The 12,252-nt window shown below is 70.2% G+C and carries 9 protein-coding genes and 1 pseudogene; 5 read left to right on the forward strand and 5 right to left on the reverse strand.

The window, feature by feature from the left end; translation table 11 throughout:
• Positions 1-570: 570 nt before the first annotated feature.
• Together OTB20_RS17830 and OTB20_RS17835 are read right to left on the reverse strand one after the other, a co-directional pair.
• Positions 571-1,146: a hypothetical protein gene (locus OTB20_RS17830; protein WP_267818641.1), complete on the reverse strand. Its 576-nt coding sequence runs from the start codon at positions 1,144-1,146 to the stop codon at positions 571-573.
• Positions 1,147-1,279: 133 nt separating this feature from the next.
• Positions 1,280-2,083 carry an SGNH/GDSL hydrolase family protein gene (locus OTB20_RS17835; RefSeq protein ID WP_267818643.1) on the reverse strand — a complete coding sequence of 268 codons (804 nt, stop codon included), beginning with the start codon at positions 2,081-2,083 and terminating at the stop codon, positions 1,280-1,282.
• Between the two features lie 926 nt (positions 2,084-3,009).
• On the opposite strand from OTB20_RS17835, the gene OTB20_RS17840 reads away from it, so the two are divergent.
• Both OTB20_RS17840 and OTB20_RS17845 read left to right on the forward strand, forming a co-directional pair.
• Positions 3,010-3,477, forward strand: coding sequence for a hypothetical protein (locus tag OTB20_RS17840; RefSeq protein ID WP_267818645.1), 468 nt, complete (start codon positions 3,010-3,012; stop codon positions 3,475-3,477).
• A 52-nt stretch (positions 3,478-3,529) separates the two neighbouring features.
• Entirely contained in the window at positions 3,530-4,261 is a 732-nt protein-coding gene (locus OTB20_RS17845; protein ID WP_267818646.1) for a hypothetical protein, read from the forward strand.
• A gap of 188 nt (positions 4,262-4,449) precedes the next feature.
• Here OTB20_RS17845 and OTB20_RS17850 read toward each other — a convergent pair whose 3' ends face one another.
• The 3 genes from OTB20_RS17850 to OTB20_RS17860 form a co-directional block, all read right to left on the reverse strand.
• Positions 4,450-7,350, reverse strand: a complete 2,901-nt coding sequence (locus OTB20_RS17850; protein ID WP_267818648.1) for a tetratricopeptide repeat protein — start codon at positions 7,348-7,350, stop codon at positions 4,450-4,452.
• 2 nt (positions 7,351-7,352) lie between these two features.
• The gene (locus OTB20_RS17855; RefSeq protein WP_267818649.1) at positions 7,353-7,754 is read right to left on the reverse strand and encodes a hypothetical protein; all 402 of its coding nucleotides are present in this window, start codon (positions 7,752-7,754) and stop codon (positions 7,353-7,355) included.
• A 326-nt stretch (positions 7,755-8,080) separates the two neighbouring features.
• On the reverse strand, positions 8,081-8,389 hold the full coding sequence (locus OTB20_RS17860; RefSeq protein WP_267818651.1) for a hypothetical protein: 309 nt from the start codon (positions 8,387-8,389) through the stop codon (positions 8,081-8,083).
• A 431-nt stretch (positions 8,390-8,820) separates the two neighbouring features.
• Here OTB20_RS17860 and OTB20_RS17865 point away from each other — a divergent pair.
• From OTB20_RS17865 to ligA, 3 genes and pseudogenes are all read left to right on the forward strand, one after another.
• Positions 8,821-9,493: pseudogene (locus OTB20_RS17865) on the forward strand (transposase family protein).
• The gene (locus tag OTB20_RS17870) at positions 9,490-9,672 is read left to right on the forward strand and encodes a hypothetical protein (protein WP_267818653.1); all 183 of its coding nucleotides are present in this window, start codon (positions 9,490-9,492) and stop codon (positions 9,670-9,672) included. The pseudogene OTB20_RS17865 and the gene OTB20_RS17870 overlap by 4 nt, the downstream one beginning before the upstream one ends.
• Positions 9,673-10,120: 448 nt before the next feature.
• A complete protein-coding gene (gene ligA, locus OTB20_RS17875; RefSeq protein ID WP_267818655.1) occupies positions 10,121-12,190 on the forward strand; it encodes an NAD-dependent DNA ligase LigA in 2,070 nt (689 codons plus the stop codon).
• Positions 12,191-12,252 lie beyond the last annotated feature (62 nt).

Raw genomic sequence — 12,252 nt, forward strand, 5'->3', positions numbered from 1 at the left:
CACACATCACGCGATCAATGACCGACGACTGATCACTGACGTGTGGGGGACATGACTCGGACGAGTCGCCCGGCCGGGCTTCCCAGCCGGGCGACTCACGTCGTGAGGTGAGCGGTGCAGGGCAGCATCACTTCAGAGCACGTAGCGAGTCGTGATCAATGTGCAGTCCGGTGACGACGAGGAACAACGGTCGAACGGCTCCTGGGTCTGCCCGGCTCAGCGCCGGCCACCCCAACGGCTCCCTCCCGCAGATCGTCAGGAACACCGTCCCGCCCCGTACCGTCCGGCAGATCCTGACGCTGGAGCGAAGGGACGGCCTGGGAGATGGGTGTGGCTGGAGCTTGCGGGCGGGGCCAGGAATCGTGGTGCTCATGGTGTGGCCGGTGCGGGTGAGTTCGGCGATGAGCCACACAGGGAGTACGGCGGCCCTGCGTGCCCCGGGCAGGGGTTGGTAGATGCCTGCGGCGGTCCGTGTCGTGGGTGCCACGATGTAGCCGTTGGTGGCATGAATGTCTGTCCGGACCGGAGGTCCGGACAGACCGCTCACGCTTTCACGCGGAGGGCTCCGGCTCAGCAGCCGCCGCAGTTGTAGAACGTCACGTCCCAGTGGCTGCCCTCGTCGGCGTAGACGTTGCCGGCTCCTGACTTCCACTGCGGGGCGCCGTCACCGCGCACCCCGATGTAACTGAACGTGTTCTTGATGTAGTTCCCGATGCACGTGTACTTGCTGAAGTCGAGCTTGTAGCCGTTCCAGTGCGAATAGGTCCCGCCGGCGTGACCGGTCTCGGTGCCGCCCGTGATGTTCAGCGCGCACCCACTGGCGCTCTTGAGGGTCTGAGCGCCCTGCGCCGTGGCGAGGTTGAGCTGCTCGAAGGACGTACAGGTCGCGTTGTTGCGGTCGGAGCAGCCGCCGGACGATGACCAGGTGATCCCGGAGCCGCGGAACATCGAGGTCGCGGTGGCGTGGCTGATCTTGGTGGCCGCGTGGGCGGCGGTGGCACCGCCGACGACGCCGACGCCGGGGGCGAAGAGGGCGCCGAGGACGAGGGCGAGGGCGGTGAGGACGGAGCGGAGTGCGTTTCCTCGTGGGCGGTTCGTGGCCGTGTAGCCGGCCTGGGGACCTGGGGATGCCTCGGGGAACTTCATGAGCTTTCCTCCTGGTGCGGATTTCGGCGGGGGGACGGGTGCGCTGGTCTGCGGGGTGCCGTGCGGTGGGCCTCGGGGTCTACCCGCGTCGACTCATGGACGCGCAAGGCCCCGGGATGCGGCGCGCGGGCGGTCACACGGCCGAGCGGAAGGCCGGCAGGTATCCGCCGGAGTGGCCCGCGGCCGTGGGGTGGTAGCTGTTGGAGACGGGCACCGAGACGCTGTGCAGCCAAGCGTTGCCCGAGCAGATCTCGTGGCCCGTGAACTCGTCCACGACGCTGGAGTACGAGAATCCGGCGTTGGCCGCCTCCTTGGCGAGCATGCCGTTGAGGGCGTCGCTGCCCCGGTTGATCGCCGCGCGCTCGGTTTCGCTCAGGCCTGCAATGCATCCGCCGTTCAGCTGGTAGAAGCGCGGGTAGCCGAGTACGACGACGTGAGCCTGCGGCGCCTTGCTGTGGATGGTGCCGTAGAGGGACGAGAGGCTTCCGGGCAGGGTGTTGTTGATCTGCGCGATGGCGTTGTTCACCGCGTTGACACAGGTGGCCTCGCTCTGCAGGACGCAGGTCTGCATGACGTTCGCGAACCCGACGTCGTTGCCGCCGGCAGTGACGCTGACGAGCGTGGTGGAACTGTTGAGCGGGGTCAGCTGGCCACTCTTGACCGTACTGGTCGTCGCCCCCGAACAGGCGGTGAAGGAGAACGAGGCCGGGGCGTTGGCCGCCGCCCACAGGGACGGGTAGGCCTTGCTGCTGCGCTGGCAGTTGCCGCTGTCGGACAGGTAGCTTCCGGCGCCGACCCCTGAGGAGTAGGAGTCGCCGAGAGCGACGTAGCGCTCTCCGGCTGCCGTGGCGGCCGAGGCCTGCTGGGTGAGTCCCAGGGTCGCGGCTGCGAAGGCCAGCAGGACGGGCAGAACTCGTCTCGAAATTGCCGTGTACATGACAGTTAACTCCTTGGAGTGTTGTGGGGAACAGGAGTTGTTGAAGCGTCACTCTTCAAGCAGTGAGCGACGCTCACGCGAAAAAGGCGTGCGAAGCGGATCGTTGCTGCGCGCTCGGCTCGGACACCGAGCCCTTACGTCGCCGGGTCCTGGCGGACGATCGGCGCCGTAGCTGGTGGACCCGCGGCGGCCGGTCAGCCCGGCAGGCTGGCGGGCAGACCGTCGCGGGGGATGAAGTGCCAGATCTGCCGTCCGGGACCGTCGGCGCTCCCAGCGCGGTGATCCCGGATCACGACCCACCTACCGTCACGTGAGACCTACCTCCACAGCACGCTCCGGCCGATCGCGATGCGACCGTTGACGGGCGTGCTGGTGGCGGTCGGGACGTGCCAGGGACGCACGTTGCCGTATCCGGTGATGTACGAGCCGTCCCAGGTTCGGCAGCCGGCGACCGGGCAACGGTGGCAACGGTCGCGCCGTCGTTGCCGAGCCGCCGATCTGACCGTTGGTGAACAGCGAGGTCGGCAGGGCCGGCGCGGGTGAGGGTGATCGGTACGGACCATCCGAGTCTTCGCCAGAGCATGACGATCAGCCTCAAATCCGCTGCGTGGGAGGTGAGTTGGTTGGGCCCGACACTTCTAGCAGCATCGGAGTACTCGTGAGTAGCCCTCGCGCGACAGTCGTCCGCTATGCGGGCATATTTTCTCCACGCGTAGATGTCGGGCCTTCCAGCCGCGAGGAAGACACGGATATCGACTGGGCGGTGGGTTGTCCCGATGGCGACGCCGTCGTAGCGCACCCGGCGCCACCCCTGCTCGTCGGACGGATAGACGATCAGCTTGGCGGACACGGGCCCGCCTCTTCCCCACCCTCCTCACCGGCACCTCACCGCCCAGCCCACCGGCCTTCCACCGGCCTCCGCGACCGTGTCCCCCGCCGGCTACCAGAACTCGCTCTCCCTCCACCAGGGCGTGCTCACCTGCATACCGCCCGGAATCCCGACACCCCCGGATGAGCGGGTCAGCACAGCGGCCTTCGACCCCGCTCTGGGCACCAAGCTCTCGAGCGGCCAGCACAGCGGCTCCGCCAACGGGAGTGCGGACGCCGTAGGAGTCCTCGTCCTGGGCGGACCACGAAGCGCGTCCGGAACGGACCTGCGCACCGGACGCACCGCCTGGACCTGGCAATCGCCCCAGGGCACGACCACCGTCCGGGGCTCCACCGAAAAGTTGGTCCTCCTCACCGCACCCACAGCCGCCGGCGGGATCACCCTGCAGGCGCTCACCGCCACCGGCGGCGCCCCGCAGTGGCACCAGAACTTCGCCCGGCAGCCGGGCGACCCGCAGATCTGCTCCAGGACTCGGCCCTGCTGGTCGCCTACGAGACCACGCTGACCGCCTACCACCTGCCCAGCAGCTGACCCGCCACCGGAAGGTTCACCGCGAGATGGCCGACATCGAGGACACCCCACCCGCGACACAGCCGCCGCCCTCCGCGCACCCCCGTGTCCTGCCGGTACAGCCCACCCCGGCCACCCACCCCGGCCACCCACCCCGGCCAGGCCGACCTGCGCCCCGCCGGCCCCGGCGGTGGACCTGGTTACTCGGCGGCCTCACCGCCGGGGCCGGCGCCGCAGCCGTCGCACTGACCCTGGTCGCCAACCTCGCAAACCCGGCACCGACCGCCGCACCGACCACTGCGGCGACCATCCCCGGCGGGCCGTCCTCCTCGCCCTCCTCCGGCCCGGCCATTCCCACCACCGCGCCCCACACCACACTGGTCGACGGCTGTGCGCTGCTGCGCCCGGAGACGGTCGAGCGCCACATCAAGGGAGCCGCCACCTGCAGCACTGCGGCCAAGCCCGTCGGTGGTGAGACCTCGTCGAACGGGACTTGGACGAGCAAGGACTCCGGCTACGCCAGCGCGATGGGCCACGTCATGCTGTCCCCGCTCGCGGAGAGCATCTATCAGCAGATGCTGACCATCAGCCGGACCGCGGCGACCACCACCGGTGCGAAGATCACCGACGACCGGGCGGTTCCCGGCCTCGGCGACAAGGCGACCCCTTGTTCAGGCCCGTTTCGACGGCCACTCTGCGCAGTTGCTTTTGCGCGGCCTCGGCCGACAGTGGCGGGGACGGCCCCTATCGCAAGGCCCAAATCTGGGGCCGGTACCTGAATCCGAGCCGGAGCCCGAAGCATCTGTCGAAGGAGCGGGGTGCCCCGCCGGCGTGGTTGTGGTCCTCCAGGCTCTGAACTTGCCGTTCAACCAGGCAGCAGATTGCTCAACAGGCAGTGTCAGTGCTGGCTCGTAAATTGGGCGGGCCCCCTCTATCGGGCATCCGATGAGAGGCCCAGAAGGGCAACTCAGCGGGGTCCCGGCCGCCGTCGGGGGCCCAGGGCCGTCCACTGCTCCAGGAAGCGGGCGGCCTCGGGGTCGCCCGCGGCGGCTGCCCGCCGGTACCACTGTTCCGCCTCGCTCCGCCCGCGACGGGTGCGGATGAGTACGTGCGCGAGGTCCATCATCGAGTCGACCGCGCCGGTCGCCGCGCCACGCCTGAGCCAGGGTTGCGCCTCCTTGAACCGTCCTGTCTCGGCCAGCAGGCTCCCGAGGGGTCCACTCGCGGCTTCCTCGCCGGCGTCCACCGCGCGCAGCAGCCAGAACTCGGCTCCGGCGGGGCGGCCGGTCCGGGCCAGCACCATCCCCAGGTTGGCCATCGCCGAGCTGTTCCCGCCGTCGGCGGCGACGCGCAGGAGCCCTTCGGACGCGCGGAGTTCGCCCGCCCAGCGCCGCCTCAGTCCCTCGGCCGCGGCCGCGTGGACCTGCTCGGGGTCGGTGTCGGGACGGGTCCACCCCTGGTGGACGTCGGGCCGCCCGCGGCGGCGCACCCGTTTCAGCAGGCGCCTCGTCGTCCGGACACCGGGGATGCGGGTGATCAGGTAGGACCCGGCCATGTAGACGAGGGTGGCCCGGACGTTCTCGGTCTCCCACTCGCCGGGCCCCAGCAGCCGTTCGCAGTCGGCCAACGCCTCCCGGACCATCTCGGTTCCCAGCGCGTACCGGCCGGCCGCGAAGTAGGCGTCGCCGAGCTGGTGACCCATGCGCAGGGTGGCTTGATGTTCAGGCCCCAGCACCCACAGGGAGTACCCCAGGGCGGTTTCCAGGACCTCGGTGGCCGATCGGACGTCCTTGGCCTGGAGGTAGGCACTCCCGAGCGTCGCGCGGACCGACAGGGTCCGCCGGTGCGCCGGTCCGTGCTCCCGTTCGCATGCGATGAGTTCCGCGCCCAGCTGCTCGATGTCGTCGCGCGGCTGCTGGGTGAGTTCCGAGGTGACGGCGGCGACATCGGAGCGGACGGCCGCGGTCAGGGGGTGGCTCACCCCCAGGATCCGTTCGCAGTCGGCGAAGACCGTCCCGAGCTGCCGGGCGGCTTCCGTCGCGTTGCCGGCGGCGTGGTGGGCGACGGCGAGGTGGTGACGGGCGCGCAGGGTGTCGAAGTGGTCCGGGCCCAGGTTCCTGGCGCATCCCTCGGCCTGGACCTCGAACAGGCCGACGGCCCGGCCCATGTCGCCGCGTTCGTGGTGGGCGACGGCGAGGTTGCCGCGGGAGACCAGGGTGTCGGGATGGTCCGGTCCCAGCGCCCGCTCCCGGTGTGCCAGGCTCGCCTCCAGCAGCTGGATGCCGAGGTCCCGGTCGCCGTCGTCGTAGGTGATGGCGGCCAGGTGGGCCCGGGACGCCAGGGTCAGGCGGTGGTCGGGGCCCAGGACCCGCTGCTGGTCGGCCAGGTTCGCCGTGAGGAGTTCGCGGCCCCGGACCCGGTCTCCGGCCTCGAGGCGGGCGGCCGCCAGATTGGCGCGGGCGTGCAGGGTGGCAGGATCGTGCGGCCCTTGCGTCCGTTCGTGGAAGCCGGCGATCCGGGAGCAGTACCCAACGGCCCGGTGGTGCAGGTTCTGGCTGCCGAGGAAGCGCGCGGCCGCCTCGAAGATGCCGTTGGTCGCGGGGTCGTCCTGCGACGGGGCCGTGTGCGCGACCAGGGCAGCGGCGTGCGGCAGGAACCCCTGCCAGGCCTCGAGTCCGGCGTCGATCGGGGGGCGGGCCCGCAGGAGGAGGTCCACCGCGCGGGCGCGCCCCCGGGCGACAGCCTCGTCCTCGCGGTGTCGGATCGCCGCGTCGGGTGTACGGAACACCTCCTGCATGAGCCGGTGCATGGACAGCGAGCCGTCGACGATGTCGACCATGCGGTATGAGCGGAGCAGGCCCAGGGCGTGGACGAGTGCTCCCTGACCGGCCATGGGCGCCAGGAGGCTGCGCGGGATTCCGTCCGGGGCGTACCAGGCCAGGGTTCTGAACGCTTCGAGGGCGAGCTCGTCCTGCGCGACGATCTTGTCCAGGGTCACGGTCCAGACAGCGGCCATCGTCCGGTCTTCCGGTGTCCCGGCAGCAGCTTGGCGAAAGGTTTCGGCGCTGCTGTGGTCCAGGAGGTCCAGATACTCGGCCACACTGATGCCGGTCTGGGACAGGTAGGCGCCCGCCTGCGCGACGGCGAGAGGAAGGTGGCCCAGCCGCGCACTCAGCCGGGCCGCGTCGGGAAGGTCCGTGCGGCCAACAGAACGCCGCAGCAGTTCCGTGGCCTCCTCGGCCGACAGGACTCCGAGCGTTACGGGCCGGTCGACCAGGTCCTGCCAGCCCTCGGCGAGACGGCTGGTGATCAGGAATCGGCCGCCGCCCAGTGAGCCGATCAGCTCCTGCACGTCGGCTGGTGCGCAGACGTCGTCCAGGATCAGCAGCCATCCGTCGTGACAGGCCAGCCAACTGCGTGCCCACGCGGCGGCGTCCGACAGGGTCGCTCGGTTCAGCTCGGGCACCAGCCGCACGGCCAGCGCGGCCAGGCCGGCCTCGATCTGGTCGGGGCTGTCGGCGGGGATCCACCAGACGGGGCTGTACGCATCCTGCCGCAGCTGGGCGTAGCGGCAGGCCAGCGCCGATTTTCCGACTCCGCCGAGGCCCGCGACGGTCTGGGCGATCAGCCCCGTTCCAGACTGCAGAACAGTGTCCAGATCGCGGAGTTCCTGCTCCCGGCCCACGAACCGGCCGGCGGCCAGGGCGGTCGGGGAAAGCCGCCCCGGCCCGCCCGGCCAGCTCAGCGACGCGGCCGAGGGCAGGGGGTGGTGGTAGTTGTTGATCGTGTTCTTCGCACCGTCGCCCAGGGAGACGATCCCGTGGTTGACCTCGACCTCGGCGTGCCTGCTGTAGGGGTCCATGCCCATGCTCAGCGGTCCCCGACAGTGTTGGTGGCATGGTCGCCCAGAGAGACGATGCCCGTGTTCTCCCGCACCACGGCCGTCCGGTCGCCGCTGATCGTGACCACTGGCCGGCCTGCCGCCGCGAGCAGTCCGGCCAGTTCTCCAGCCAGCGCCCGGTCGCCGTCGACCACTCTGGCGATCTTCGCGCGGAGCAGTCCGAGGTAGTCGTCGTCCCCGGGGTGAGCCGCGAGGTTCTCGACGGCCTCGGCGATCTGGTCCCCGGATTCCGGGTTTCGCCGCAGCCGTGCGAGCAGGCGCTGCCCGAGGCGCACCGTGGCGTCCGCGGCGGCGTCCTCCCCCCGGGTGAGTACCGCCGCACCATAGGCACCGACCGCCGCGCCCACCGAGGCGACCACCGCGTCAACCATGGAACCGTCCACCGTGCGCCCTCGCTTCTCCCGGAGTCGCTGCGGCACACATGCTAACGAAGCATCCGGCGAACACTCCAATGACGGCAAATCCGGCCACGCGCAGGCGATTTGAGCCATCACTGAGGGGTGCGCCCGGCGAGCCGGGGTGTTCTATCGGAGTCGGGGGTGCGGCTTCCGGAACGGGCCAACCCACGAGCGGGGTTCAGACACAGATACTGGAAGAGCGTTCGGCATCATCCCAACTCCGGCGTCCTCAACGGCAACGCCGGAAACGACACCTTCACCGTCCTTCGCAACTGTCGAGGCCGTTCGCAGGTCCGTCCTCAGAGGTCGCTGTCAATACCGGTGATGGCCGGCGGGCCGAGCGGAGCGGCCGATTCGTCGATGCCTGCCTCCTTCAGCGCGGCCGAGAGAATCCTCGTGGCGTCGAGTTCCGCCTCGTACCGGTCGGGGGCATCGACCTCGAGGCGAACGGAGAAGGTGCCGCCCTCGTTCAGCGTGAGGAGGTCGATGCCTTCGCCCTCGATGACCTCCGTGTGCCGCGAGGCCAGCTTCCGTACGAGAGCCGAGCGCGCGGAGTCGGTGACGGCCGACACGAACGTGCCGGGAACGGTAACGACAAAAGTGGTCATCCTTGCTCCTTACAGACAACACAGGCCGAACATCGCACTGCTACCCCCGATTCCGCGCAACGAACCCTGGCCAAACCCACCACGGACGAAACGCAAGCTCCGCGGTACCCACAGGGTCAGCAGTCCGTCAGCGTCTCTACGCGCACCAGGCCGCCCCGATGCGGATCTCGCATCAAAAGGGCGCGTCACCAGGGCTGCTGCACGACGTCGCCTTCGCCGAGAATCGCCGCCCCGCGGGAGTACTTCGAGCTGCACGGGGCGCTCGCGGTCCCCCGGCACGCGACCGCGGCCCACATCGTCCCTGGGACAGTGAGCCTTTTCCAACCTGACTGCGGCGGTGAGGTGTTGGAGGTTGCCAGCTGCACGAAACGACGAAGCTCCTGGTAGACGGGTTCTCGACCAAGATCACCCGTGTCCGCAGGAGCTTCCGCGTGCTTGTCTACCCCCCGTCGATCGATCTGTCCAGCGGCACCCTGCGCTACGTGACCACGCGGCTCCGCGCCCGGCAGCGAGAGATCGGGACCCGGTGGCGACGGCTGCCTGTCGGCCGTCAGGCCCTGCTCGCCCTCGCCCGCCTGCGGTGCGGGGGCACCTACGCGCGGCTCGCCGCCTGGTTCGGCATCGGCGTCGCGACCGTGTACCGAGACATACGTGAGGTGATCGACGTCCTGGCCGCCGCCGCGCCGACCCTGACCGAGGCGATGAAGACCGTAGGGGCGAAAGCCTTCGTGATCCTGGACGGCACCCCTGCTGCCGATCGACCGGATCGCCGCCGACACTCCGTACTACTCCGGGAAGCACAAACGCCACGGCATGAACATCCAGGTCCTCACCGACCCGTTCGGCCGACTGCTGCGGGTCTCGCCGGCATTGCCCGGCTCGACCCATGACCTGACCGCCGCCCGGTGCCACGGCATCATCGACGCGCTCGCCGAGGCCCACGTGAGTGCTGGGCGTGCGCCGCATTCGCGCATTCATCGGCTCCCCCGCGGTGTGTGCCGGGGCCGAACCACGGCAACCAGTTCGAGGGCTGCGTGCAGGAGCAGACCACCCTGTTCGTGTAGCGGAACAGGAGGATCGTTGGCAGTGCGGTCTTGGACGTGACCCAGTCGTACGTACTCAAGGCCAGCAGCCGCGAGTTCAGCGAGACGTTCACCCTCGACATCAACGGCGTGTCCGGGGAGGCAGCCGACGCGAACCTGGTCCTGAAGGGTGCTTGCGGGGGATCATGCGTTGCCGCGGTGAGAGTCCCCGCCGTGGCCGTCGCCAAGACCTGCGCATGAACGGCAGCGTGACCCACAGAAGACAGGACGACCGGGCGAACACCACCGGTATCCCCTCACCGACGCGCCAACGGAGGCTTCCCGCCCGGCACCAACAGCTACGACGGCGACCCGCCCCCTCCCACATCACGGGCCGATCCGCAGTGCCCTGGCCGCCAGAACAGGGGCCGACGCTCCCAGCGGGGGCGCACCATACGCTTCCTGCCAGAGTCGGCGGGCGCACCCGTAGCCTCGCAACGGCGGGTCTGAAGCAGCGCCTTGACGCCCGGACCTGCCGCGGGTTCGCCGCCTGGTGGAGGACGCCGGACACTACAGCGACACGCCCACCCCGGGGCAGCCTCGGCATACCGCGATGCGGCGAGGCGGCGCACCGCCATGCAGCGCGGGTCGGGTTGCGTGCCGTGGCAAGCGCGGTCGGGCGGTGGCGTTGTCAGTGCCGGGCAGGATGATGACGTTCATGACCGAAAACAGTGCCCTGCTCTTTCCTGCCGCCTACGTGGAGGCCGTGACCACCGTCGTGGCGGCGTCGGCCGCGTACTACGGCGACGGGACCACCCCGCTCGGTGACGACGAGTACGACGGGCTGCTGCGCGCCATCGCGGCCTATGAGGAGGGCCACCCGGACGAGGTGCTCGCCGAGTCGCCGACCGGGAAGGTAGCGGGTGGGGCTGTGCAGGGTGACGTGCCGCACTCGGTGCCGATGCTCTCCCTCGACAACGTCTTCGACGCCGACGAGCTGGCCGAGTGGGCCGCAGGGCTGGAACGGCGTCTGGGGCGCCCTGTGGCCGGGTGGTGTGTGGAGCCGAAGCTCGACGGCCTCGCAGTGGCCGCCCGGTACCGGGGTGGTCGGCTCGTTCAGATCCTCACCCGCGGCGACGGCTTGGCCGGCGAGGACATCACCCACGCCGCCGACGCCGTCCTCGGTCTGCCCCCGGTACTCACCAGACCGATCGACGTTGAGCTGCGCGGCGAGGTGCTGCTGACGACCGCGCAGTTCGAGGAGGCCAACCGGATCCGGCTCGCCCACGAGGCCACGCCCTTCGCGCACCCGCGCAGCGGAGCGGCCGGCACCCTGCGGGCCAAGGGCCGCCCCTACCGGATCGAGTTGACCTTCTTCGCCTACGGCGCGATCGGCCTGGACGACCTCGGCCACCTCGCTCTGCTGGAGAACCTGGCCGCGCTCGGTGCGAACACGGCCGCCGGAACGGCCGCCGCCCCGATGCGATTCGAGACCGTCGAGCAGGTGCGGGAACGCATCGATGTGATCGCCGGTCTGCGCGCGGACCTGCCGTTCGGGATCGACGGTGTCGTCGTCAAGGCCGACACCGCCGAGGACCAGCGGCAGGCCGGCAACGGCTCGCGCGCCCCCAGGTGGGCGGTGGCCAGGAAACTGGCGGCCGAGCACAAGGTGACGCGCCTGCTGGCGGTGGAGTGGAACGTCGGCCGGACCGGGATCATCGCCCCGCGCGCTGTCCTGGAGCCCGTGGTCATCGATGGGGTGACGGTCACCTACGCCACCCTTCACAATCCGTCCGATATCACCCGTCGGGGGCTCATGATCGGCGACCAGGTGTTCGTGTACCGGGCCGGTGACGTGATCCCCAGGGTCGAGGCACCGCTGCTCGACCAGCGCACCGGCGCGGAGAGCCCGATCGTCTTCCCCGAGGCGTGCCCCCGTTGTGGCGACGCGATCGACACCTGCGAACAGCGGTGGCGGTGCGTACGCGGCAGAAGCTGTCAGGCCGTGGCCTCGGTGATCTACGCGGCCGGCCGGGACCAGCTCGACATCGAAGGTCTCGGCGGCACGCGCGCGATCCAGCTGGTGGAAGCCGGACTGGTCAAGGACATCGCCGACCTGTTCACCCTGACCCGCGAGCAGCTCCTCGGTCTGGAGCGGATGGGCGAGACCAGCGCCGCCAACCTCCTGGCCGCGATCGAGACCGCCCGCGGGGCCGCATTGAGCCGCGTGTTCTGCGCCCTCGGAGTCCGCGGCACCGGGCGCACGATGTCCCGCCGGATCGCCGCGTACTTCGGGTCGATGGCCGCGATCCGGGCCGCCGACGCGGACACGCTGGCCGGGGTCGACGGCATCGGCACCGAGAAGGCCCGCGTCATCGCGGCCGAACTCGTCGAACTCGCCCCGCTCCTCGAAAAGCTCCAGGCCCAGCAGGTCGGCGTCCAGGTCACCGAGCCGCAGAAGCCCGCGACCGACGGAGAGGTCGGCGAGGACTCGGCGGGCGGCCCGCTGGCCGGACAGGCCGTCGTGGTAACCGGCTCCATGACCGGCCCCCTCGCGGCGTTGTCCCGGAACGAGATGAACGAGCTGATCGAGCGGGCCGGCGGAAAGAGCTCGTCGTCGGTGTCCAAGCGCACCACCCTCCTGGTGGCGGGCGAGAAGGCCGGATCCAAGCGCACCAAGGCCGAAGAGCTCGGCGTCCGCATCCTCGACCCCGAGGAATTCTCCGTCCTCATCTCCGACTTCCTCCCCACCACCGAGGACTCGTCCGGCCCGTCATGATGCCGACGTGGTGATTGCGGCGCGGCGATGACGGCCAGCCGAAGATGGTTGAAGTCGTCGAT

The organism is Streptomyces sp. H27-H1 (genome assembly GCF_026627445.1).
GTDB lineage: Bacteria > Actinomycetota > Actinomycetes > Streptomycetales > Streptomycetaceae > Streptomyces.

What these genes read in the sequence shown, in the direction of transcription:
- OTB20_RS17830 (WP_267818641.1), bottom strand. Translation starts at nt 1,146, where the DNA reads ATGAAGTTCCCCGAGGCATCCCCAGGTCCCCAGGCCGGCTACACGGCC.
- OTB20_RS17835 (WP_267818643.1), bottom strand. Translation starts at nt 2,083, where the DNA reads ATGTACACGGCAATTTCGAGACGAGTTCTGCCCGTCCTGCTGGCCTTC.
- OTB20_RS17845 (WP_267818646.1), top strand. Translation starts at nt 3,530, where the DNA reads ATGGCCGACATCGAGGACACCCCACCCGCGACACAGCCGCCGCCCTCC.
- OTB20_RS17850 (WP_267818648.1), bottom strand. Translation starts at nt 7,350, where the DNA reads ATGGGCATGGACCCCTACAGCAGGCACGCCGAGGTCGAGGTCAACCAC.
- OTB20_RS17855 (WP_267818649.1), bottom strand. Translation starts at nt 7,754, where the DNA reads ATGGTTGACGCGGTGGTCGCCTCGGTGGGCGCGGCGGTCGGTGCCTAT.
- OTB20_RS17860 (WP_267818651.1), bottom strand. Translation starts at nt 8,389, where the DNA reads ATGACCACTTTTGTCGTTACCGTTCCCGGCACGTTCGTGTCGGCCGTC.
- ligA (WP_267818655.1), top strand. Translation starts at nt 10,121, where the DNA reads ATGACGTTCATGACCGAAAACAGTGCCCTGCTCTTTCCTGCCGCCTAC.